The organism is Bacillus sp. FSL W8-1202, assembly GCF_038006165.1.
In the GTDB taxonomy this organism is placed as follows: domain Bacteria; phylum Bacillota; class Bacilli; order Bacillales; family Bacillaceae; genus Bacillus; species Bacillus subtilis.
In genome coordinates, this window is record NZ_JBBOUR010000001.1 from 2,555,070 (window position 1) to 2,577,411 (window position 22,342).

Sequence of the window (22,342 nt, forward strand, 5' to 3'; positions counted from 1 at the left end):
TAGGAACCGGGGACTGACTTTTTTATTGTCAAGAAAAACATCATTATGGTAAGATAGCAGAAGTGAAAAAATTGAAGAAAATCCGTGCGATATGCGGGAGAGGTTCTAGCTACACCCTCTATAAAAAACTAAGGACGAGCTGTATCCTTGGATACGGCCTTTTTTATGTTTTTCTAGAGCACCTTCCGAAAAAAGGTGTTTTTTTGCGTGAATTAGCTGTAGCGATGTCTCTCGCCGACGTTTTTATTGCGGAGAAGGAGAGGAATCATGAAAAAAGAAAAAGCAATTGTCGTATTTAGCGGCGGTCAAGACAGCACAACATGCTTATTGTGGGCCTTAAAAGAATTCGAAGAAGTCGAAACGGTGACTTTTCATTATAATCAGCGACATTCGCAGGAAATTGAAGTGGCTAAATCCATTGCGGAAAAGCTTGGTGTGAAAAATCATTTGCTTGATATGTCACTTTTAAATCAGCTTGCACCAAATGCCCTGACAAGAAATGATATTGAGATAGAAGTAAAAGACGGAGAACTGCCATCCACATTCGTCCCTGGCCGCAATTTGGTATTCTTATCCTTTGCGTCTATCCTGGCTTACCAAATTGGCGCGCGCCACATTATTACAGGAGTTTGCGAGACAGACTTCAGTGGTTATCCTGACTGCCGTGACGAATTCGTGAAATCTTGCAATGTCACGGTAAATCTGGCAATGGAGAAGCCGTTTGTGATCCACACGCCTCTCATGTGGCTCAATAAGGCGGAAACGTGGAAGCTTGCAGATGAGCTTGGCGCGCTGGAGTTTGTGAAAAACAACACGCTGACATGCTATAACGGCATCATCGCAGACGGCTGCGGCGAATGTCCGGCATGTCATCTTCGTTCAAAAGGTTATGAAGAATATATGATGATGAAAGGAGAGCGTGCATAACTTGTTATCTCAAATTTATCCGCAGGCCCAGCATCCTTATTCGTTTGAACTGAATAAGGACATGCATATCTCAGCCGCTCATTTTATCCCTCGGGAAAGTGCGGGGGCGTGCAGCAGGGTTCACGGACATACGTATACCGTAAATATAACCGTTGCCGGCGACGAACTTGACGATTCAGGCTTTCTTGTCAATTTCAGCGTACTCAAAAAACTGGTGCACGGAAACTATGATCACACGCTATTAAATGATCATGAAGATTTTTCTCAGGACGACCGGTATTCGCTGCCGACAACTGAAGTCGTGGCGAAAACGATTTATGACAACGTACAGGCTTATTTAGACACTTTGGAGAATAAGCCGACCTGTGTACAGGTGTTTGTCCGTGAAACACCGACAAGCTACTGTGTCTACCGTCCGAAGAAGGGTGGTTTGAATGGCTAAAGGAATTCCTGTATTAGAAATTTTCGGCCCGACAATTCAAGGAGAAGGCATGGTGATCGGACAGAAAACGATGTTCGTCCGGACAGCCGGCTGTGATTATTCCTGCAGCTGGTGTGACTCCGCCTTCACTTGGGACGGGTCTGCTAAAAAAGATATTCGCTGGATGACGGCGGAGGAGATTTTTGCGGAGCTTAAGGACATTGGCGGAGACGCGTTTTCTCATGTGACGATCTCAGGCGGCAACCCGGCCCTGTTAAAACAGCTGGATGCTTTTATTGAACTGCTGAAGGAAAATAACATCCGTGCAGCGCTTGAAACTCAAGGGACCGTTTATCAGGATTGGTTTACGCTGATTGATGACCTGACAATTTCTCCAAAACCGCCAAGCTCAAAAATGGTAACGAACTTTCAAAAGCTTGACCACATTTTAACTTCACTTCAAGAGAATGATAGACAGCATGCTGTCAGCTTGAAGGTTGTCATCTTTAATGATGAAGATCTGGAATTTGCCAAAATGGTGCACAAGCGGTATCCGGGAATCCCGTTTTATTTACAAGTCGGAAATGATGACGTGCATACGACAGATGATCAGTCACTGATTACACATTTGCTTGGGAAATATGAAGCGCTTGTTGATAAGGTAGCTGTCGATGCGGAGCTGAATCTCGTAAGAGTGCTCCCGCAGCTGCACACCCTGTTATGGGGCAACAAACGCGGAGTATAATAGAAAGGAAGATGAACATGACGACAAGAAAAGAATCAGAATTAGAAGGTGTAACATTGCTAGGCAACCAAGGTACAAATTATTTGTTCGAATATGCACCGGACGTGCTGGAATCCTTCCCGAATAAACATGTAAACCGTGATTACTTTGTAAAATTCAATTGTCCGGAATTCACATCTTTATGTCCTAAAACAGGACAGCCTGACTTTGCGACAATCTACATCAGCTACATTCCTGATGAAAAAATGGTTGAAAGCAAATCATTAAAGCTGTATCTATTCAGCTTCAGAAACCATGGTGACTTCCACGAGGACTGCATGAACATCATCATGAATGACTTGATCGAATTAATGGACCCGCGCTACATCGAAGTATGGGGCAAATTCACGCCAAGAGGCGGAATTTCCATTGACCCGTACACAAACTACGGAAAGCCTGGCACGAAGTATGAGAAAATGGCCGAATACCGTATGATGAACCATGATTTGTATCCGGAGACAATTGATAATCGTTAATTATTCCGTTGTGTGATACGGAGTGTAAAAGGAAGTGGAGTCACAGTAAAATCCGAACATTCAGCGTTAATTTTCAGCGGAAATGTGACCTGGTCACAGCGAAGTGTGACCCGAAGTGACCGGAGTGTGACCCGCACTAAGCTCAATAAAAGTGGGAAAAGTCACACCTGAAAATGGCTCTACTCATGGGAATTGTATTAAAAAGTGTGACCTGAGGTGCAACCTGAACTGTGACTTTTATGCAGTGAAAAATTGATAGTACAGAAGCAGATTAAGGCGTACAATTTGTACGTCTTTTCTTTTTTATCCGAAAGAAAATATGCCTATCTAGAGATCATAGGCATTAAATATTATTATCAATATCTTCATTTATTTTTTGGCTAAGTTTCTGAACCTTCTCTTTAACATTTGAAACAGCTCTTTTTTGAATTTCATCAAAGTTCTCCTGAATATAGTCGATGACACTTCTTATTAGAACTTCACTTTCAAAATTGAATATCTCATTTATTTCTGACAGTTCTTCATCTGTTAGGTGATGGTATTGAAGTTGTTTAGCATTTACTCCAGCAGCTACATCAATCCTAACTTAGTTGTTCTGGTTGTACAATTTCATATTCACCTTCTGCATACTCTTGCTCCGCATAATAGCCTCCCCATTGACAGAGCTCCTGCAAGATAGGTTTAAGAGATTCTCCAAGTTCAGTGGATGAATATTCAACCTTCGGCGGTACTTGATTATACATCTTTCTGCTCACAAGTCCACTGGCTTCAAGCTCTCTAAGTGTTTGAATCAGCATTTTCTGAGTTATATTTGGGATAATGCGCTTTAATTCACTCGTTCTCTTTGGTCCATTCATTAAAAAGTATAATACAAGGCCTTTCCATTTTCCGCCAATAACTTCCTTTGTCACTTCAAACCCACAGCTAAATTTTTTCATGTCTAAAGCTCTCCATTCCACATTTATTACTTTTTAGTTACTATATTACAAAAAAGTGGGTACTTCCGATAATGTGCTTACTGAAGGATACTATATCTTGTAAGTTGTTCTTCAAGTACTTAAAGGTACTAGACATAAAATAATATTAATTCTAAAGGAGTGTTAAGTATGGGTAAATTTGAAGGTAAAATAGCGCTTGTAACGGGTGGAACAAGTGGGATTGGTCTTGCTACAGCACAAAAATTTGTAAACGAAGGTGCATATGTTTATATCACGGGACGTAGACAAAACGAACTTGATAAAGCTGTTAACCAAATTGGCAAGAACGTAACCGGTGTTCAAGGTGATATTTCTAAGCTTGAAGACTTAGACAGACTATATGACATTATAAAGCAGGAAAAAGGTAAGTTGGACATTCTTTTTGCTAATGCAGGCATCGGCAACTTCCTTCCATTAGGTGAAATTACTGAAGAGCAGGTTGATAGAACGTTCGACATTAACGTTAAAGGAACCATCTTTACTGTTCAAAAAGCGTTATCACTATTCCCGGACAAAGTAGGTTCTATTATTGTAACGGGCTCTACTGCTGGATCAATTGGCAACCCAGCGTTTAGTGTATATGGAGCATCTAAAGCAGCATTAAGAGCACTGGTTCGCAACTGGATTCTTGACCTAAAAGGTACTGAAATCCGTGTAAATGTGGTTAGTCCAGGAGGTATTCTTACACCTGCCTACGATGAGCTTTTTGGTGATGCACTTGAAGAGGTACTGGAAAATAGCAGAAATACTGTTCCAGCTGGAAAAGTTGGGACACCTGAAGAAGTAGCAAACGCTGTATCTTTCCTTGCTTCAGACGAAAGCAGTTACTTGACGGGTGTTGAATTGTTCGTAGATGGCGGGCTAGCACAGGTATAATTTCACTGCGCAGAGATTACAAATAGTCCCCAAAAAAGGTTAATGGGGATTTACTTGAAGAAGTCGTATAAAAAAGTCGTTTTCCTTAAAGGACAGGGAATTCGACTTTTTTATGTTTGAATTTGATTAACGTTGTAAATTCGCATTTTCCTGGGGCTACCACTAAATGACCTGTAAAAAAGATTACACTGTGAATAAATGTACTTAAAGTAACGGGGGCTCTTGACTTTTAATAAAAAATAATAATATCCCTGTCCTTGTATTCTAATACTTTTAAAAATATTTAAAGGAATCCTTATGTCCTGAATAACCACATAGGAAAATATGTTGTAGGTTGCTTTCTTTTTTTGTGGGGCATCCCACACAAGCTATCTCGTGATCTCACACCTGAACGTTTTTTATAGACTAGTACCGCGACAAGTTATATTACATATACATACCAATAAAGTAGACATTAAAAAGTGAAAGAGAGGATGGAAATGTGTGAAAATTCTTTTCCTTGAGAGTCATCCCATGTGGCTCTATGGTTTACCGAATGGGTTTAGGGAAGCAGGACATACCGTAATGATTTCCGGTCCTGTAAGTCGGGAAAATATAACTGAAATGATAGACGAATTTAAACCAGATCTAATAGTATCTATGGGATGGACACCAGAGCATTCAAGGGAAAAGCAGGCCTGGATTCGCAACGCTACTAAAAAGGTGAATATCCCTCTCGTTTATTGGGCAACTGAAGACCCGCTGCACACTCAAAACTTTACTATCCCGTTAATTAAAAAGATGAAACCGGATTTTGTTTTCACGGTTACGCCTTCTCTGTGTAAAACTTATGAAAGCATGGGGATTAAAGCAGCTCACTTAGACTTTGCATTTCACGAAAGTATACATCACCAGATTAAACCATTAGCGAAATACAGTTGTGATATAGCAGTGGTGGCTAATGCTTACCCTAATTTTCTTGAAGAACATCCGGAAGTGTTCCGTTCGTCCTCTTTAAAAACGCTTATTCGTCCTCTTATACGGAAAGGTATTCGCATTGATTTTTGGGGGAGAAATTGGGAAAAAATGAGTAAATATATAGGAAGAGAAATTCCCCCCAATTGGATCCATGGATACCTTGATTATACTGAAGCATATAAAGTTTACAGTTCAGCAAAAGTCGTTATCGGTTTGCAAAACTGTGAAAGCCAACTTACGCAACGCACCTATGAGATTCTTGGTTCCGGGGGGTTTTTATTGACATCGGATACACCAGCAGTTCGAGATAAATTCAAACCTGGCCGCGATCTCATCGTTTCTTCCTCCCCAAAAGAAACTTTGGAAAAGGTTAAATACTATTTGAATCATGATAGCGAGAGAAAAAAGATTCAGATAAACGGTAAAAAGGCTGTAAAGAATGATTCCTATCGGCATAGAGCCGAGAGAATGCTTGAGGTGCTAAAAAGCAGAGGAATTATAAGAAACTTAGGGGAAACCATTCATTATGTAGATGTTCTCAAAGAAAAATACGTGATCCATCATGTTACTCCCGGTGAAACATTATCAATAATTTCCAGGAAGTATAATGTTTCCCTGCAGCAACTCATGGAGCTTAATCATTTCAAATCAGATCAAATATATGCTGGACAAATCATTAAGATTAGAGAGAAACTGTTTAGAAATATTAATAACAAATTATTCTAAAGGAGAGTAATATGAATGAAGGGGAAAATACCTAAAATAAGAAATCAAGCGAATAAAGTAAAAAGAACGCCTCGTTATATGGAATTTCCCGTAACATACGAAGTGTATCATGTGGAATCCGGCGATACATTATGGACGATTGCCAAATCCTTTAAAATTCCGGTACAACAACTTATGAATCTTAATAAGCTTTCTTCAGATAGAATTTATCCTGGACAAATTATAAAGATAAGAGAAAGGTAATCTTTGAGGTTTCGGAAACGAATCAAATTGAAATGACAATCCTCATTTTTTTATTTGTGGGGCACTTGATATTTTTGGGGATGAAGGGGTTATGAGATGTTTCAAATGAGCTATTACTATTCTGGATTAGGATGGGATTTTATTCAACACGTTGATCAAACGAACGGAGTATTAAATGTTGTGTCTCCTGATTTTTTCTATATCAGAAAAGATAGATCATTACTTCTCCGTTCAGCTAATCCCGATGTGATTAAAGCTCTTCATAGAAGAAAATTAAAAGTAGTTCCTTTTCTAAGCAATCATTGGGATCAGGATTTGGGACGATTTGCATTAATGAACCGAGTTCTTTTAGCTAAACAAATTTCTCATGCAATAGAAGAACTGGATTTGGACGGAGTTAATATCGATATAGAAAACCTTACAGAAAAAGATCGGAATCTATTTACAGATTTTATTAGATTAGTGAGGAAAAGTATTCCTAGACATAAAGAAGTATCAGTTGCAGTGGCGGCAAATCCTTTTGGCTGGACGAAGGGCTGGCACGGATCATATGATTACGAGTATTTAGCTAAATATGCAGATTATCTTATGGTTATGGCCTATGATGAAAGCCGCCTTGCTGGGCCTACCGCAAGTGTAGGATGGGTGGAAAAGTCCATTCAATATGTTCTGACCCAAAAAATCTCTCCTCAAAAACTAGTTTTAGGATTGCCATTCTATGGCCGCTGCTGGATGGAAGGCCAATCTGCCTCTCAAGCCATTCCCCTTTACCTTGTTGACTCCTTAGTAAAAAGGCATAGCGGGACAATTATTTTTGACACCAAGAGTCAATCTCCAAAAGCTATTTTTACTGTCAATCACGATAACAAGGGGCCGTTGCCTTCGGGAACATATACATTATGGTTTGAAAATGAACAGTCACTCAGAGCAAAAATAAAACTCGCTCAAAAATATAATCTGAAAGGTCTTGGCAGCTGGAGTCTTGGGCAAGAAGATGTGTCAGTCTGGAATACAGTGTTTAAAAATATATAATGATTTATAGTTCAGAACAAAATTCGAAGATAATTGCAATGAATCTCTAAATGGACATACTGAAAGGAGTTTATTACGGGTGCGGGTAAAACAGTGAGGGCATTCCATAGGCCCTTCTCCCGGAATGTTCTATACGAGGCATTACATTGGGCTTGAAATACACATTCAAACTTATGTTATAGTACGCATTTCAAGTAATTACGGATGTGTTGAATTTATTCTGCTTCCATGATTCAAGTCATACACATGCTACTTGATAGCAGGGTTATCGCATTTCATTCAGAATTGTTCAGGATCGATATGGAAGCGCACGAATAACTAGAACTTTAAAAACATACACTCATATACTTCCTGAATGGATGCTGGTTTATCTAAAAAAACATGATGAGAATTGATTGACCGCTCTCATTAAAGGATGGAGAAATTCAAGGCGCCAAGGTACGCATGGTGAAACATGACTTGTTGATAATCGACCATATAGTTTCTCCTTAGAAATGAGGCGGTTTTTACATAAAAAAGACGAGCGAATCCGGGGGGAATTCCACTCGCCACTTTCTAATGAAAAGACGGGATGCTGGATGGCAGCTCGTCTGTTTTATTATAATTTAACGAACGTATGTTTGTAAAGATGTCTTTTCGAATGAATTGGTTCATATAACCGTTAAGAACAGATTCATTGTAAACATTCGCTAAGGTATGCTAAGATGCATGGACTATAAAGGAGTGATATGAAGTGAAGACATTGCGGTTAAACAATGTAACGTTAGAAATGGCTGCATATCAAGAGGAGAGCGAGCCGAAGCGAAAAATTGCATTTACCTTAAACGTTACGAGTGAGACTTACCATGATATCGCTGTCCTGTTGTATGAAAAAACGTTTAATGTCGAGGTTCCGGAACGCGGTCTTGCCTTCCGGGGGGAAATGACAAATTATTCAACATCATTGACCAACCTGTACGAACCAGGGGCCGTCAGCGAGTTCTATATAGAAATAACGGAAATAGACAAAAACGCCGATTCATGATCGGTGTTTTTTATGTAAAAAAGCTGCCGGCCGGCAGCTTTTGAGAGTAGCGAATTTCATATGTAAGGTGTTAAATTGTCCGTCTTGCAGTTTTTTGAATAAATGTGGAAATAAGGAGGTTTTAATAGGAGTCTCTGATGATCTTATAATTTTTATGATTAACAACTGTCAATGAATCTAACTCAAGATCCCGATAGTTATCCATGATCGTCACATCAACGATAACAGAATTCTCATTTACTTTTTCAACAACACCGGTTAATCCGTTTTTAAATTCAATGACATTCCCAACCTTAGCGATTTTCACAAGCTTCCTCTCCTTTAAACATAATAATGCCTTTTGAAAGTATTTTGCAGTATTTTCATTGAGAAGTAAAGCGATAAGGAGTTTTATCTCCCTTATGAATTGTCCTGTCGCTATAAAGATGATATATTGATTTTCGTCAATAGAAAGAAAAGGGGGGAATTTTTGTTGCGTCCCGAAGAAATAACAGAAATGATTGAACAGCTGCGCACCGGCGCCATAAACGAACTGAGAGTCCAGAAAGAGCATTTTCTTGATTTCAGGGCCGTGTTATCTAAACAAGATGATTTTAAACATTTCCGAGGAATTGCCCAGCAAGGCGGAGATGTTATCTTTCAATACTTAGAACAGCCAAGAAGCTGAAGGTTTCTCATACGTGAGAAACCTTTTTATCATATATGACAGAACACAAGCCTTTTATTACAGCTGTCTGTAACAGGTGTAAATAAAATGTAAAGTGCCAAAGATGGATAAACATGTTTTAATTTAACAATATTTATAGAATTTCAGACTGTTTTTTTGCCATTAAGCAGTGAGTCATCCTCTTTATTCCATCCTGATACCTCCTTGGGAAAGTTGGAAAATCTTTTTCCGTGAAAATGAATGGATCTCTTGTTAAGGTTATGAAGTGTTTTTTGGAGCACTTTAAGGAGGAAACTGTATGACAACGAAATTCACTGCTCTGGCTGTTTTTCTTCTTTGTTTCATGCCTGCAGCCAAAATTGAGCATACACAAGCTTCACTACTGAGCGCAAAGAAGACAAAACATGAAGAAGCGAAATGGCTTACACATATAGATCGAAATACGAATGAATCTTTCCCTTCACTGTCTGCTGATAAAGACAAGAAAATAAAACCGATTAAGCTATCAGCACACACTGAAAAGAAAGAGAAAGATAAACCGGACAAAACAAATGATGAGAAAGAAACATATACACAGTCTGAAAAAGAGTTGCTGTCCCGTCTCGTTCACGCAGAGGCCAAAGGAGAATCATATAAAGGCAAGGTCGCTGTAGCAAGCGTTGTACTGAACAGGACGGAGAAAAAAGGTTTTCCTGATACGATAAGAGGAGTTATTTATCAGAAAAACGCCTTTGAACCGGTCGCAAACGGGAGCATTAACCAAAAGCCTGATAAAGAATCGATTGAAGCTGCCGAAGAAGCGCTGTCCTCAAAAAATAGAGAAACAGATGCCATATTCTTTTATAATCCGAAAACAGCGTCAGATAATTGGATTCGTTCAAGAAAAATCGTAGAAAAAATCGGCAGACACGTTTTTGCCGTCTAAGCATAGAAGAGACAATTTGTCTCAGCTGTGCTTTTTTTCATATAAAGAGTAAAAATAAAATAATTTTTGAACTTGTCTCATATGATGTTGGTAGTACAAGAGACAAGGAGAGACATCATGAATCGATTTGTGAAAGGGATCATTCTTTTATCCATTGCCGCCTTTTTCGCTGAATGCCTTGAATTTGTCGTCAATATGATTTTGGCGCGGGAGCTTGGCGAGCATGGGATGGGGCTTTACATGAGTATTTTGCCCACGATCTTTTTAATTATTGTCATCGCGAGCCTGGAACTGCCGATATCCATTTCTAAATTCATTGCCGAGTCAAATCCTAAGCTTCATGAAAGCATGCTGAGGCACGCTTTCAGAATGACAGCCATTTTTACTGCTTTTTCTACTGCCGCCGCTAGTATTGCGCTTCCGTTTATTCCGGTATTTGATACATACCACCCGTTTATTAAAGGGATTGTCATCGGCTTAATTCCTGTTGTCGCCTTTACTTCAATCGCCAGGGGCTACTTTATGGGTGTGCAGAAAATGGGGAAGATCGCAATTGCCAATGTGCTGAAAAAAATCATCCAGCTCTTGTGCTTATTCCTCTTTTTTCAATGGTACTCATTTGAATTGGACATGGCTGTGCTGATTTCCTTGTTTGTTCTAGTCGTGAGTGATGTGGTCGTGCTTGTTTATTTATATTCACAATTTATCATGGCAAGGCGGGCGTTATCCGGCCAGCAGCACATTCATTTGCGCGGAAAGGATGTAAGGAAAAGACTGCTTGCTGTTTCAATTCCTACAACAGGACTGCGTATTTTTCATGCGGTTGTCAATGCAATTGAACCCTTTTTAGTAAAAGGAGCTCTTTTGGCTGCGGGCGTTGCCGGGACAGCGGCGATCGATCAATACGGAATGCTGGCAGGAGTGGCTGTGACGATAGGGTCGTTCCCTGCTTTTATTGCCCATTCGTTAATGGTCGTCATGATACCGAGTATTTCGGAAGCTTATGCACTTTCTCAGTATGACATCGTGTTAAAAAGGCTGAAGCAGTCGATTTTCATTACATTAGGTTACGGTATACCTGCCGTCTGGGTCATGTTCCAGTTTGCGGGACCTCTCACGCATTTGTTTTTTCACTCTCCTGAAGCGCAGTATTATTTGCAGCTGTTGTGGCCTTACTTTCTCTTTCATCTGTTTGTCATGCCGCTGCAGGCGTGCTTAATCGGGATGGGTTTTGTGAAAGAGGCTTTTTATCACAATGTATGGAGCCATATCATTGCGCTAAGTATGATGTATGTACTGGGATCAATGGAGAATCTGCAAATGCTCGGGATTATCCTTGGAATGAACACTGGCATGATTCTTTTGACGAGCCTGCACTATGCCACGATCTGCAAAGCATTGAAGGTATCCGTATTCCTTACGGGAGGGACCAGAACGCCGCGAATTGAAGGATGATATAGGAACTGCAGGGGCAAGCTAATTGAAAAGCATGAAAGGAAGATTCCATGTTGACGAAGCGCTTAGTTACTATATACATTATGTTATTAGGGTTGATTGCATGGTTTCCATGTGCGGCACAAGCTGAGGAAAAACAGCCTGCTGTACCCGCTGTTTTTCTTATGAAAACGATAGAAGGGGAGGACATCTCGATTCCGAATAAAGGGCAAAAAACAATTCTCCATTTTTGGACGTCATGGTGTCCGCCCTGCAAAAAGGAGCTTCCCCAGTTTCAATCGTTTTATGATGCACATCCATCCGACAGTGTAAAGCTGGTAACGGTGAATTTAGTGAATTCGGAACAAAATCAGCAAGTCGTTGAAGACTTTATTAAAGCAAACAAGCTGACGTTCCCGATTGTCCTTGACTCAAAAGGGGAATTGATGAAGGAGTATCATATCATTACGATCCCAACATCATTTTTGCTGAATGAAAAGGGAGAAATTGAAAAAACAAAAATTGGCCCGATGACAGCTGAACAACTGAAGGAATGGACGGAAGAATAGCTGAGAGCATAGACTCTCAGCTTTTTTCATATAGAGAAGAAGTGAATAAACATTAATGATAATTATTATCAAAAAGAAATTAAAATAATTATAATTGAAATTCTCTTCGTGCGTGCTATAATAAAGGAAGACATCAAGAAATAACTGACGATAAAGCTGCCTTTTGCGCAGCGATTTTGTTTTTATAAGAGAAATGAAGATGATTTGCGTTCTCAATTAGAGAGGAGAATTCGATATGAATGAACAAGTTATCGTTCAACGCGACCCGCATGAGCCATTGAAAACAGACAAGAGTGAAAAAAACTGGGCACAGCACGCGGAGCTTATTGCAGCACTTATATCAGGCGCTCTTATTTTGGCAGGCTGGCTCTTATCCGGATATCAGGTATTATCCATAATACTTTTCTTGCTGGCTTTTGTGATTGGCGGATTTGCTAAAGCAAAGGAAGGAATCGAAGAAACACTCGAATCCAAAACGCTGAATGTAGAACTTTTAATGATTTTCGCTGCCGTTGGTTCCGCCTTGATCGGATACTGGGCAGAGGGTGCTATTTTAATATTTATTTTTTCCTTAAGCGGAGCTTTAGAAACATACACGATGAATAAAAGCAGCAGAGATTTAACGTCTTTAATGCAGCTTGAGCCTGAAGAAGCGACATTGATGGTCAATGGTGAAACCAAAAGAGTTCCGGTTTCAGACTTGCAGGCCGGTGATATGATTGTGATCAAACCTGGAGAACGCGTAGCGGCAGACGGTATCATTGAATCGGGCTCGACAAGTCTTGACGAGTCGGCTTTAACAGGTGAATCAATGCCTGTAGAAAAAAACACAGGCGACACTGTATTCACAGGAACGGTGAATCGCAATGGCTCCTTGACTGTCCGTGTCACGAAAGCAAATGAAGATTCGTTATTCAGAAAAATTATCAAACTGGTTGAATCAGCGCAAAATAGTGTTTCACCCGCGCAGGCTTTCATCGAACGATTTGAAAATGCTTATGTGAAAGGTGTGCTAATTGCGGTGGCGCTCCTTTTATTCGTCCCGCACTTTGCGCTGGGCTGGAGCTGGAGTGAAACCTTCTACCGCGCAATGGTGTTTATGGTTGTCGCGTCACCTTGTGCGCTTGTCGCCTCTATTATGCCGGCGGCGCTGTCCCTGATTTCAAATGGCGCCCGCAACGGTATGCTTGTGAAAGGAAGCGTCTTTCTTGAACAGCTGGGCTCAGTGCAAATGATCGCCTTTGATAAAACCGGAACTGTAACAAAAGGCCAGCCTGCCGTAGAGACGATCAGAATAGCAGAAGGATTCAGTGAAGCGGAAGTTCTTGAGGCTGTCTATGCCATCGAAACGCAATCAAGCCATCCGCTCGCCCAAGCCATAACGGCGTACGCTGAAAGCCGCGGCGTGAATCAGTCCGGCTACATATCTATAGAAGAAACCTCAGGGTTTGGCGTTATGGCAGAAGTGTCGGGTGCGAAATGGAAGGTCGGTAAAGCAGGTTTTATCGGCGAGGAAATGGCAGCACAATTTTTGAAACAAGCAGCATCAGATGTCATTCGAAGCGGTCATACAATTGTATTTGTGAAAAAGGATGATCAAATAGCAGGCTGTATCGCACTGAAGGACCAAATCAGGCCTGAAGCAAAAGAGGTCATGGAAGAACTGAACCGACTTGGGATTAAAACGGCCATGCTGACAGGAGATCACGAAGATACGGCTCAAGCGATTGCCAAGGAAGCCGGCATGACAACTGTCGTAGCAGAATGCCTGCCTGACCAAAAAGTGAATGAAATCAAACGGTTAAAAGAAGAATTCGGAACGATTGCAATGGTGGGTGACGGAATCAATGATGCGCCGGCACTCAAAGCGGCGGATGTCGGCATTGCGATGGGCGGCGGAACAGATGTAGCACTTGAGACCGCTGATATGGTCCTCATGAAAAACGATTTGAAAAAGCTCGTAAACATGTGCCGCTTGTCTCGGAAAATGAACAGGATCATCAAACAAAATATCGTGTTTTCTCTAGCTGTAATCTGCCTGCTGATTTGTGCAAACTTTTTGCAGGTGATGGAATTGCCATTTGGCGTGATTGGTCATGAGGGCAGCACGATTTTGGTCATACTAAACGGTTTAAGACTCCTAAAATAAAACCAGCAGCCTAATCAGGCTGCTGGTTTTTTATGTATCAAGCTTTCCCTTCATTTTTGTCTTTATCAGATCTTTTCATAACCAGGATGAGAGCGAGGATGCAGCAAAGGAAACCCGCTGCACAGCCTATGATAGAGCTGTAATAATAAAAGCCCACCATCTTCATCCCGATAAAAGGAGCGGAAATTCCCAAAACCGTTAAGAGCATAACTGCTTTTCGTCTGAAAAAATTCATCAGCAAACGGAACAACCCCCCTGCGATTGAACGTTACTGTCAGTATACAGGAAGAGGAGCAGGAAATAAAATGCATTAGAAAATGAAGGCGTCGTGAAAGGCAAACACCGGTAAAACCTGTTACAATGGAAGACAGAACAATGCATTGCAAATGGCAGGGAGGAACAAGAAGTGAATAGAATACAACGCGTCTCTTCATGGCTGAAGGAAGCGGGGCATACTGCCGCATTTATTCATACAAAAGAAAATGTTTTTTACTTAACCGGTTTTTACACAGAGCCGCATGAAAGATTAATGGGGTTATTTATTTTTCAAGAAGAGGAGCCTTTCTTTGTTTGTCCAGGAATGGAAGCAGGACAGGCCCGCAACGCAGGCTGGAATCATGAAATCATTGGCTATGCGGATCACGAAAATCCGTGGGAGCTGATAGAGAAGGCCTTGAAAAAGCGAAATATCAGCATACATACGCTTGCGGTAGAAAAGGATTCAATCTCGCTGTCACGTGCAGAACAGCTGAAGCATGCGACTGGCGGGGCTCAATTTGTTTCAGCAGAAGAAACACTCAATCAATTTCGCCTGATTAAAGATGACAATGAGATTCGTTTGCTGAAAGAGGCGGCAAAGCTTGCAGATTACGGTGTTGAAGTCGGCACAGCCGCTTTGCGTGAAGGCATCAGTGAAGTGGAAGTGCTCGCTCACATTGAGTATGAGCTGAAGAAAAAAGGAATTCAGGGCATGTCTTTCTCTACAATGGTTTTATTCGGAGAAAAATCTGGCCAGCCTCATGGAAATCCAGGTACAGCCACGTTGAAGAAAGGTGATTTTGTTTTATTTGATCTCGGTGTTATTCTTGACGGCTATTGCTCTGATATTACAAGAACGTTTGCATACAAAACCATCAATCCGAAGCAGGAGGCCATTTACGAGACTGTGCTTCAAGCGGAAAAAGCCGCGATTGAGGCAAGCAAACCCGGTGTGAGAATCGGAGATCTGGATTTAACTGCCCGCGGAATCATTGAAAAAGCGGGATACGGTGATTATTTTCCTCACCGGCTTGGGCATGGACTCGGAATTTCTGTCCATGAGTATCCATCAATGAGCCAGGCCAACGATACACTGCTGCAGGAAGGCATGGTCTACACGATCGAACCGGGGATTTATGTGCCTGAGATTGGCGGCGTGCGCATTGAGGATGACGTTCACGTAACAAAGGAAGGAGCAGTTGCTCTGACCCAATATCCAAAGGAATTAATCATACTGCCGTAATAGAAATAAAAAAGGACTTTGTTCTCGACATCGTCCTTTTTTATCTGCATTAAATAAAAAAATCATCAAATGTTCGAAAGGGTTTAATTTCATGTTTTTGGTTGAGAGGTTTTACAGCAAGACAGCTGCCACCGAGAACAGTGAGACATAACCCAATTAAAATGAAGAAACCCATGTGATCTTCTCCTTTCAGCTTAAAACACAAAAAGATATCTGGTACGTCCATATCATATTGTATGAAACGCATTCCAGATCAAGGGGATTTAGAAAGAAGGGAATCTATGGCTAATATTAAAGACATTGCAGAAAAAGCCGGTGTCTCTGTTACAACGGTTTCCCGAGTCATAAACAATCATCCATACGTCAGTGAAGACAAACGAAAAAGAGTGTTTGAGGCAATGGAATCATTGGAGTACACGAGAAATATTCACGCTGTACATTTGTCGAAAGGATTTTCAAACATGATTGGTGTTGTCTTGCCGACGGTTAATCTGCCATATTTTGCAGAGCTGATTGCAGGAATAGCCGACGCAGCCGCGGAATCCGGGGTTCACCTCTCTTTATTCCAAACAAACTATGAGGTACAAAAAGAGATCTTTGCGCTGTCCCAATTAAAGCAGCGCCAGGTTGACGGCCTGATTTTTTGCTCAAAGGCGCTTGCTGATGAGAAACTCATGGAATGGGAGGGCCCGATTTTGCTTTGCCAGAATTCAGATAATGCCCGCTTCCCAACCATCAGTATTCCTCACCAAGAAGCATTTCGGAACGGCTTGGACTATTTAATTGCCAAAGGGCACAAAAAAATAGCCATCTGTTTGGCAAGAAAAAAAGGCATGAACAGTCATTTTCGAATCAAAGCCTACAAAGAGGCATTGGAAGAGATCGGCGAGGCATTTCGTGAAGACTGGGTAATTGAGAAAGCGATTACAATCAATGATGGGAAGGCGCTTTTTCATAAATGGAAAACGTGGAAGGAAAAGCCGACGGCTATTTTTGTTGCCAATGACCAAGTCTCAGCAGGACTTTTTCTTGAAGCAAAGAACCAGCGGGTGTCAGTACCGGATGAGCTTGCAATCTTAAGCGTTGATAACCACGAAATCAGCCAAGCGCTTGGAATCACAACGATCGATATTCAGACAAGGGAAATGGGAAAGCAGGCATTTGCCATACTGGAAAAAAGAATTCAAGGACAGCCAATTGAAAGGAAAGTTCTGGATTACCGTCTCATCGAAAGATCGACTGTTTAGTGAATGCATTGAAAAAAGGTTTGACGTGCATTCCGTTCGTTATGTACGATATGAGGTATTGAATGACAAAGGAGCTGAGGATCGTGAATGGGTCCTTCACAGTGAAAAAGGTACTGAATAATAACGTATTAATTGCTTCTCATCATAAATACAGCGAAGTCGTTTTAATCGGAAAAGGTATTGGTTTCGGAAAAAAACAAGATGATGTCATTGAAGATAAAGGCTACGATAAAATGTTCATTTTAAAAGACGAGAAGGAACAAAAGCAATTTAAAAAGCTCCTTGACTATGTTGATGAAAAGCTCGTTGATATTTCAAACGATGTCATCTATCACATAAGAAATAGGACTAATCACTCATTAAATGAACATATTCACATTGCGTTGACAGACCATATCGCATTTGCGATCAAAAGGCAGCAGCAGGGATTTGATATGAAAAATCCATTTCTAATGGAGACTCAGTCACTATATCCTGAGGAGTACCAAATTGCCAAAGAAGTCATAGATATGATCAATGAAAAAGCGGGAATCTGCCTTCCGGAAGGGGAGATTGGTTTTATCGCTCTGCATATCCATTCAGCATTGACAAACCGTCCGCTGTCCGAGGTCAATCAGCACTCTCAGCTCATGGCGCAGCTTGTCGAGGTGATTGAAGACTCATTTCAAATGAAAGTAAATAAGGAAAGTGTCAACTATTTGCGGCTGATCAGGCATATCAGATTTACAATAGAAAGAATTAAAAAAGAAGAACCGACTAAAGAACCAGAAAAATTAATGTTGTTATTGAAAAATGAATATCCGCTATGCTACAATACAGCTTGGAAATTGATTAAAATCTTGCAGCAAACATTGAAGAAACCAGTTCATGAGGCGGAAGCGGTTTATCTGACGCTTCATCTGTACCGATTAACCAATAAAATTTCATAAATTCAGTTTATCCTTATAACGTGTTACTGATTCGATCAGGCATGAGTGATTGAGGGAAAAAACGGGAAGTTCATTCTCGTTCTTTTGCGCACCCAATTTTGCTCATGCCTTTTTGTTGTGTAAAAGGGCAAATGTAAACGGTTAAACTGGAAGACTTACGCCTGTGAATTCGTTGTCATGATTTTTAGCTGTAAGGTCAGACTAGTAAAAAGAGGAGGTCAATTCTTATGTTTAAAGCATTATTCGGCGTTCTTCAAAAAATTGGGCGTGCGCTTATGCTTCCAGTTGCGATCCTTCCGGCTGCGGGGATTTTGCTTGCGATCGGGAATGCGATGCAAAATAAGGACATGATTCAGGTCCTGCATTTCTTGAGCAATGACAATGTTCAGCTTGTAGCAGGTGTGATGGAAAGCGCTGGGCAGATTGTTTTCGATAACCTTCCGCTTCTTTTCGCAGTAGGTGTAGCCATCGGGCTTGCCAACGGTGATGGAGTTGCAGGGATTGCAGCAATTATCGGTTATCTTGTAATGAATGTATCCATGAGTGCGGTTCTTCTTGCAAACGGAACCATTCCTTCGGATTCAGTTGAAAGAGCCAAGTTCTTTACGGAAAACCATCCTGCATATGTAAACATGCTTGGTATACCTACCCTGGCGACAGGGGTGTTCGGCGGTATTATCGTCGGTGTGTTAGCTGCATTATTGTTTAACAGATTTTACACAATTGAACTGCCGCAATACCTTGGTTTCTTTGCGGGTAAACGTTTCGTTCCAATTGTTACGTCAATTTCTGCACTGATTCTGGGTCTTATTATGTTAGTGATCTGGCCTCCGATCCAGCATGGATTGAATGCCTTTTCAACAGGATTAGTGGAAGCGAATCCAACCCTTGCTGCATTTATCTTCGGGGTGATTGAACGTTCGCTTATCCCATTCGGATTGCACCACATTTTCTATTCGCCGTTCTGGTATGAATTCTTCAGCTATAAGAGTGCAGCAGGAGAAATCATCCGCGGGGATCAGCGTATCTTTATGGCGCAGATTAAAGACGGCGTACAGTTAACGGCAGGTACGTTTATGACAGGTAAATATCCATTTATGATGTTCGGTCTGCCTGCTGCGGCGCTTGCCATTTATCATGAAGCAAAACCGCAAAACAAAAAACTCGTTGCAGGTATTATGGGTTCAGCGGCCTTGACATCCTTCTTAACGGGGATCACAGAGCCATTGGAATTTTCTTTCTTATTCGTTGCTCCAGTCCTGTTTGCGATTCACTGTTTGTTTGCGGGACTTTCATTCATGGTCATGCAGCTGTTGAATGTTAAGATTGGTATGACATTCTCCGGCGGTTTAATTGACTACTTCCTATTCGGTATTTTACCGAACCGGACGGCATGGTGGCTTGTCATCCCTGTCGGCTTAGGGTTAGCGGTCATTTACTACTTCGGATTCCGATTTGCCATCCGCAAATTTAATCTGAAAACACCTGGACGCGAGGATGCTGCGGAAGAAACAGCAGCACCTGGGAAAACAGGTGAAGCAGGGGATCTTCCTTATGAGATTCTGCAGGCAATGGGTGACCAGGAAAACATCAAACACCTTGATGCTTGTATCACTCGTCTGCGTGTGACTGTAAACGATCAGAAAAAGGTTGATAAAGACCGTCTGAAACAGCTTGGCGCTTCCGGAGTGCTGGAAGTCGGCAACAACATTCAGGCTATTTTCGGACCGCGTTCTGACGGGTTAAAAACACAAATGCAAGACATTATTGCGGGACGCAAGCCTAGACCTGAACCGAAAACATCTGCTCAAGAGGAAGTAGGACAGCAGGTTGAGGAAGTGATTGCAGAACCGCTGCAAAATGAAATCGGAGAGGAAGTTTTCGTTTCTCCGATTACCGGGGAAATTCACCCGATTACGGATGTTCCTGACCAAGTCTTCTCAGGAAAAATGATGGGTGACGGTTTTGCGATTCTCCCTTCTGAAGGAATTGTCGTCTCACCGGTTCGCGGAAAAATTCTAAATGTGTTCCCGACGAAACATGCGATCGGCCTGCAATCCGACGGCGGAAGAGAAATTTTAATCCACTTTGGTATTGATACCGTCAGCCTGAAGGGCGAAGGATTTACGTCTTTCGTATCAGAAGGAGACCGCGTTGAGCCTGGACAAAAACTTCTTGAAGTTGATCTGGATAAAGTCAAACCGAATGTACCATCTCTCATGACACCGATTGTATTTACAAACCTTGCTGAAGGAGAAACAGTCAGCATTAAAGCAAGCGGTTCAGTCAACAGAGAACAAGAAGATATTGTGAAGATTGAAAAATAAGGGTGTTAGTACGCCGTGCTTGTCAGATGACAAGTACGGTTGTATGATATAATATTGTGAAGTAATTAAGCTTTAAGTTAAAAGGAGAATGATAAAAATGGCACAAAAAACATTTAAAGTAACTGCAGATTCTGGAATCCATGCTCGTCCTGCGACAGTTCTTGTTCAAACTGCTAGCAAATACGACGCTGACGTTAATTTAGAATATAACGGCAAAACAGTTAACCTTAAATCTATTATGGGTGTTATGTCTTTAGGTATCGCTAAAGGCGCTGAGATCACAATCTCTGCTTCCGGAGCTGACGAAAACGATGCTCTTAACGCTTTAGAAGAAACAATGAAAAGCGAAGGACTCGGCGAGTAATGCAAGAATTAAAAGGGATTGGCGCTTCAGCCGGCATCGCGATTGCAAAAGCATACCGGCTTGAAGAGCCAGATTTAACGGTTGAAAAGAAAAACATCTCTGATTCTGAAGCGGAAGTAAGCCGTTTTGATGAAGCGATTGCACGTTCAAAAGAAGAGCTCGAAAAAATCAAAGAGCACGCTTTGAAAGAACTGGGTCAGGATAAAGCTGATATTTTTTCTGCTCACCTTTTAGTTCTCAGTGACCCTGAGCTTCTGAACCCTGTGAAAGAAAAAATCAGCACTGATTCAGTGAACGCTGAATTCGCTTTAAAAGAAACGTCTTCTATGTTCGTTACCATGTTTGAATCTATGGACAACGAATATATGAAAGAGCGTGCGGCAGATATCCGCGATGTAACAAAACGCGTAACCGGCCACCTGCTTGGCGTGGAAATTCCAAACCCAAGCATGATCTCAGAAGAGGTTATTATTGTAGCTGAAGACTTAACACCGTCTGACACAGCTCAATTAAACCGTGAGTTCGTAAAAGGGTTCACTACTGATATCGGCGGACGCACATCTCACTCTGCCATCATGGCACGTTCTCTTGAGATTCCGGCAGTTGTTGGAACGAAAGCGGCTACAGGCACGATCCAAAACGGCGTGACTGTTATCGTTGACGGTATCAATGGCGATGTCATTATTGACCCATCTGCGGAAACTGTAAAAGAGTATGAAGAAAAACATAATGCTTATTTGGCTCAAAAAGCTGAGTGGGCGAAGCTTGTCAATGAACCGACTGTCTCAAAAGACGGACATCATGTAGAGCTTGCAGCGAACATCGGTACTCCTGATGATGTAAAAGGTGTTCTTGAAAACGGCGGAGAAGCAGTTGGCCTTTACCGTACAGAATTCCTTTACATGGGAAGAGATCAGCTGCCTACAGAAGATGAGCAGTTTGATGCTTACAAAACGGTTCTTGAGCGTATGGAAGGAAAATCAGTCGTCGTGCGGACACTTGATATCGGCGGAGACAAAGAGCTTCCTTACCTGCAGCTTCCTAAAGAAATGAACCCGTTCCTGGGATATAGAGCGATTCGTCTTTGCCTTGAAGAGCAAGAAATCTTCAGAACACAGCTTCGCGCGCTGCTTCGTGCAAGTACATACGGAAACTTGAAAATCATGTTCCCTATGATTGCGACAGTTAACGAATTCAAAGAAGCAAAAGCGATCCTTCTTGAAGAGAAAGAAAAGCTCGTAAAAGCGGGACAGGCTGTATCTGACGATATTGAAGTCGGAATGATGGTTGAGATTCCGTCAACTGCAGTCATCGCTGATCAGTTTGCTAAAGAGGTTGATTTCTTCAGTATCGGAACAAACGATTTGATCCAATACACAATGGCAGCTGACCGTATGAATGAACGTGTATCTTACCTGTATCAGCCATACAACCCGGCAATCCTTCGCTTAATTACACTGGTAATTGAAGCAGCACACAAAGAAGGAAAATGGGTTGGCATGTGCGGAGAAATGGCAGGAGACGAGATTGCGATTCCAATCCTTCTCGGCTTAGGCTTAGATGAGTTCTCAATGAGCGCAACGTCTATCCTTCCGGCAAGAACACAAATCAGCAAATTGTCTAAACAAGAAGCTGAGTCATTCAAAGAGAAAATCTTATCTATGAGCACGACAGAAGAAGTTGTCGCGTTCGTAAAAGAAACATTCAAGTAATGTACAAAAACCAGACGGCCTCCGGCCTGTCTGGTTTTTTCATAAGTAAGGGTATAGAAGGAAACAATAACATGG

The 22,342-nt window shown here is 41.5% G+C and carries 23 protein-coding genes and 1 riboswitch; of the genes, 20 read left to right on the forward strand and 3 right to left on the reverse strand.

Annotated features, from left to right (window positions below; all coding sequences use genetic code 11):
• Positions 1 to 93 precede the first annotated feature (93 nt).
• A riboswitch (PreQ1 riboswitch) is annotated at positions 94 to 138 on the forward strand.
• 129 nt (positions 139 to 267) lie between these two features.
• The 4 genes from queC to queF are packed head-to-tail and all read left to right on the forward strand — an operon-like array spanning position 268 to position 2,608.
• Entirely contained in the window at positions 268 to 927 is a 660-nt protein-coding gene (queC, locus tag NSQ09_RS13355) for a 7-cyano-7-deazaguanine synthase QueC (protein ID WP_003232465.1), read from the forward strand.
• The gene (queD, locus tag NSQ09_RS13360) at positions 920 to 1,369 is read left to right on the forward strand and encodes a 6-carboxytetrahydropterin synthase QueD (protein ID WP_072557172.1); all 450 of its coding nucleotides are present in this window, start codon (positions 920 to 922) and stop codon (positions 1,367 to 1,369) included. The genes queC and queD overlap by 8 nt, the downstream gene beginning before the upstream one ends.
• Positions 1,362 to 2,093: a 7-carboxy-7-deazaguanine synthase QueE gene (queE, locus tag NSQ09_RS13365; protein WP_017695063.1), complete on the forward strand. Its 732-nt coding sequence runs from the start codon at positions 1,362 to 1,364 to the stop codon at positions 2,091 to 2,093. Before queD ends, queE begins: the two co-directional genes overlap by 8 nt.
• 17 nt (positions 2,094 to 2,110) lie before the next feature.
• Positions 2,111 to 2,608, forward strand: coding sequence for a preQ(1) synthase (gene queF, locus NSQ09_RS13370; protein WP_003218613.1), 498 nt, complete (start codon positions 2,111 to 2,113; stop codon positions 2,606 to 2,608).
• A 581-nt stretch (positions 2,609 to 3,189) separates the two neighbouring features.
• On the opposite strand, the gene NSQ09_RS13375 is transcribed toward queF, so the two are convergent.
• Positions 3,190 to 3,546 (reverse strand): winged helix-turn-helix transcriptional regulator, encoded by a 357-nt coding sequence (locus NSQ09_RS13375; protein ID WP_003245808.1) that lies wholly within the window; start codon positions 3,544 to 3,546, stop codon positions 3,190 to 3,192.
• A 168-nt stretch (positions 3,547 to 3,714) separates the two neighbouring features.
• Between NSQ09_RS13375 and NSQ09_RS13380 the strand changes: the two genes are divergently transcribed.
• The 5 genes from NSQ09_RS13380 to NSQ09_RS13400 all read left to right on the forward strand — a co-directional run bounded on the left by NSQ09_RS13380 (position 3,715) and on the right by NSQ09_RS13400 (position 8,443).
• Positions 3,715 to 4,461 carry an SDR family NAD(P)-dependent oxidoreductase gene (locus NSQ09_RS13380; RefSeq protein ID WP_341031674.1) on the forward strand — a complete coding sequence of 249 codons (747 nt, stop codon included), beginning with the start codon at positions 3,715 to 3,717 and terminating at the stop codon, positions 4,459 to 4,461.
• Between the two features lie 483 nt (positions 4,462 to 4,944).
• Positions 4,945 to 6,144 (forward strand): spore protein YkvP, encoded by a 1,200-nt coding sequence (gene ykvP, locus NSQ09_RS13385; protein ID WP_161985959.1) that lies wholly within the window; start codon positions 4,945 to 4,947, stop codon positions 6,142 to 6,144.
• A gap of 15 nt (positions 6,145 to 6,159) precedes the next feature.
• Positions 6,160 to 6,387, forward strand: a complete 228-nt coding sequence (locus NSQ09_RS13390) for a LysM peptidoglycan-binding domain-containing protein (protein ID WP_017695061.1) — start codon at positions 6,160 to 6,162, stop codon at positions 6,385 to 6,387.
• A 96-nt stretch (positions 6,388 to 6,483) separates the two neighbouring features.
• Positions 6,484 to 7,419, forward strand: coding sequence for a glycosyl hydrolase family 18 protein (locus tag NSQ09_RS13395; protein WP_041052606.1), 936 nt, complete (start codon positions 6,484 to 6,486; stop codon positions 7,417 to 7,419).
• Between the two features lie 733 nt (positions 7,420 to 8,152).
• Positions 8,153 to 8,443 carry a YkvR family protein gene (locus NSQ09_RS13400; RefSeq protein WP_015252208.1) on the forward strand — a complete coding sequence of 97 codons (291 nt, stop codon included), beginning with the start codon at positions 8,153 to 8,155 and terminating at the stop codon, positions 8,441 to 8,443.
• Between the two features lie 121 nt (positions 8,444 to 8,564).
• Here NSQ09_RS13400 and NSQ09_RS13405 read toward each other — a convergent pair whose 3' ends face one another.
• Positions 8,565 to 8,750, reverse strand: a complete 186-nt coding sequence (locus NSQ09_RS13405) for a YkvS family protein (protein ID WP_003232446.1) — start codon at positions 8,748 to 8,750, stop codon at positions 8,565 to 8,567.
• A gap of 165 nt (positions 8,751 to 8,915) precedes the next feature.
• Here NSQ09_RS13405 and NSQ09_RS13410 point away from each other — a divergent pair, with 165 nt between their 5' ends.
• From NSQ09_RS13410 to pfeT, 5 genes are all read left to right on the forward strand, one after another.
• Positions 8,916 to 9,110 carry a hypothetical protein gene (locus NSQ09_RS13410; RefSeq protein ID WP_003218622.1) on the forward strand — a complete coding sequence of 65 codons (195 nt, stop codon included), beginning with the start codon at positions 8,916 to 8,918 and terminating at the stop codon, positions 9,108 to 9,110.
• A 298-nt stretch (positions 9,111 to 9,408) separates the two neighbouring features.
• A complete protein-coding gene (locus NSQ09_RS13415) occupies positions 9,409 to 10,035 on the forward strand; it encodes a cell wall hydrolase (RefSeq protein ID WP_003232442.1) in 627 nt (208 codons plus the stop codon).
• Between the two features lie 117 nt (positions 10,036 to 10,152).
• On the forward strand, positions 10,153 to 11,490 hold the full coding sequence (ykvU, locus tag NSQ09_RS13420) for a sporulation protein YkvU (protein ID WP_041337667.1): 1,338 nt from the start codon (positions 10,153 to 10,155) through the stop codon (positions 11,488 to 11,490).
• Between the two features lie 50 nt (positions 11,491 to 11,540).
• On the forward strand, positions 11,541 to 12,038 hold the full coding sequence (gene stoA / locus NSQ09_RS13425; RefSeq protein ID WP_017695056.1) for a sporulation thiol-disulfide oxidoreductase StoA: 498 nt from the start codon (positions 11,541 to 11,543) through the stop codon (positions 12,036 to 12,038).
• A 235-nt stretch (positions 12,039 to 12,273) separates the two neighbouring features.
• A complete protein-coding gene (pfeT, locus tag NSQ09_RS13430; protein ID WP_017695055.1) occupies positions 12,274 to 14,187 on the forward strand; it encodes a metal-transporting ATPase PfeT in 1,914 nt (637 codons plus the stop codon).
• Positions 14,188 to 14,224: 37 nt separating this feature from the next.
• On the opposite strand, the gene NSQ09_RS13435 is transcribed toward pfeT, so the two are convergent.
• A complete protein-coding gene (locus tag NSQ09_RS13435) occupies positions 14,225 to 14,428 on the reverse strand; it encodes a hypothetical protein (protein WP_014476643.1) in 204 nt (67 codons plus the stop codon).
• Positions 14,429 to 14,593: 165 nt separating this feature from the next.
• On the opposite strand from NSQ09_RS13435, the gene papB reads away from it, so the two are divergent.
• The 6 genes from papB (at position 14,594) to ptsP (ending at position 22,267) form a co-directional block, all read left to right on the forward strand.
• Positions 14,594 to 15,688: a di/tri-peptidase gene (gene papB, locus NSQ09_RS13440; protein ID WP_017695054.1), complete on the forward strand. Its 1,095-nt coding sequence runs from the start codon at positions 14,594 to 14,596 to the stop codon at positions 15,686 to 15,688.
• 281 nt (positions 15,689 to 15,969) lie between these two features.
• Positions 15,970 to 16,935: a LacI family DNA-binding transcriptional regulator gene (locus tag NSQ09_RS13445; RefSeq protein ID WP_014479644.1), complete on the forward strand. Its 966-nt coding sequence runs from the start codon at positions 15,970 to 15,972 to the stop codon at positions 16,933 to 16,935.
• A gap of 62 nt (positions 16,936 to 16,997) precedes the next feature.
• Positions 16,998 to 17,864 (forward strand): glucose PTS transporter transcription antiterminator GlcT, encoded by an 867-nt coding sequence (gene glcT / locus NSQ09_RS13450; protein WP_014479645.1) that lies wholly within the window; start codon positions 16,998 to 17,000, stop codon positions 17,862 to 17,864.
• Positions 17,865 to 18,091: 227 nt separating this feature from the next.
• Positions 18,092 to 20,191, forward strand: coding sequence for a PTS glucose transporter subunit IIABC (gene ptsG / locus NSQ09_RS13455; RefSeq protein ID WP_014479646.1), 2,100 nt, complete (start codon positions 18,092 to 18,094; stop codon positions 20,189 to 20,191).
• 97 nt (positions 20,192 to 20,288) lie between these two features.
• The gene (locus tag NSQ09_RS13460) at positions 20,289 to 20,555 is read left to right on the forward strand and encodes a phosphocarrier protein HPr (RefSeq protein ID WP_003154654.1); all 267 of its coding nucleotides are present in this window, start codon (positions 20,289 to 20,291) and stop codon (positions 20,553 to 20,555) included.
• Positions 20,555 to 22,267, forward strand: coding sequence for a phosphoenolpyruvate--protein phosphotransferase (ptsP, locus tag NSQ09_RS13465; RefSeq protein WP_003218638.1), 1,713 nt, complete (start codon positions 20,555 to 20,557; stop codon positions 22,265 to 22,267). Before NSQ09_RS13460 ends, ptsP begins: the two co-directional genes overlap by 1 nt.
• Positions 22,268 to 22,342 lie beyond the last annotated feature (75 nt).

Bases quoted from the DNA above. Each gene is read 5' to 3' on its own strand.
- stoA (WP_017695056.1), top strand. From the start codon at position 11,541: ATGTTGACGAAGCGCTTAGTTACTATATACATTATGTTATTAGGGTTG.
- glcT (WP_014479645.1), top strand. From the start codon at position 16,998: ATGACAAAGGAGCTGAGGATCGTGAATGGGTCCTTCACAGTGAAAAAG.
- NSQ09_RS13415 (WP_003232442.1), top strand. From the start codon at position 9,409: ATGACAACGAAATTCACTGCTCTGGCTGTTTTTCTTCTTTGTTTCATG.
- NSQ09_RS13380 (WP_341031674.1), top strand. From the start codon at position 3,715: ATGGGTAAATTTGAAGGTAAAATAGCGCTTGTAACGGGTGGAACAAGT.
- queE (WP_017695063.1), top strand. From the start codon at position 1,362: ATGGCTAAAGGAATTCCTGTATTAGAAATTTTCGGCCCGACAATTCAA.
- ykvU (WP_041337667.1), top strand. From the start codon at position 10,153: ATGAATCGATTTGTGAAAGGGATCATTCTTTTATCCATTGCCGCCTTT.
- ptsG (WP_014479646.1), top strand. From the start codon at position 18,092: ATGTTTAAAGCATTATTCGGCGTTCTTCAAAAAATTGGGCGTGCGCTT.
- ptsP (WP_003218638.1), top strand. From the start codon at position 20,555: ATGCAAGAATTAAAAGGGATTGGCGCTTCAGCCGGCATCGCGATTGCA.
- NSQ09_RS13390 (WP_017695061.1), top strand. From the start codon at position 6,160: ATGAAGGGGAAAATACCTAAAATAAGAAATCAAGCGAATAAAGTAAAA.
- NSQ09_RS13375 (WP_003245808.1), bottom strand. From the start codon at position 3,546: ATGAAAAAATTTAGCTGTGGGTTTGAAGTGACAAAGGAAGTTATTGGC.
- queF (WP_003218613.1), top strand. From the start codon at position 2,111: ATGACGACAAGAAAAGAATCAGAATTAGAAGGTGTAACATTGCTAGGC.
- pfeT (WP_017695055.1), top strand. From the start codon at position 12,274: ATGAATGAACAAGTTATCGTTCAACGCGACCCGCATGAGCCATTGAAA.
- NSQ09_RS13445 (WP_014479644.1), top strand. From the start codon at position 15,970: ATGGCTAATATTAAAGACATTGCAGAAAAAGCCGGTGTCTCTGTTACA.
- NSQ09_RS13460 (WP_003154654.1), top strand. From the start codon at position 20,289: ATGGCACAAAAAACATTTAAAGTAACTGCAGATTCTGGAATCCATGCT.
- queC (WP_003232465.1), top strand. From the start codon at position 268: ATGAAAAAAGAAAAAGCAATTGTCGTATTTAGCGGCGGTCAAGACAGC.
- NSQ09_RS13395 (WP_041052606.1), top strand. From the start codon at position 6,484: ATGTTTCAAATGAGCTATTACTATTCTGGATTAGGATGGGATTTTATT.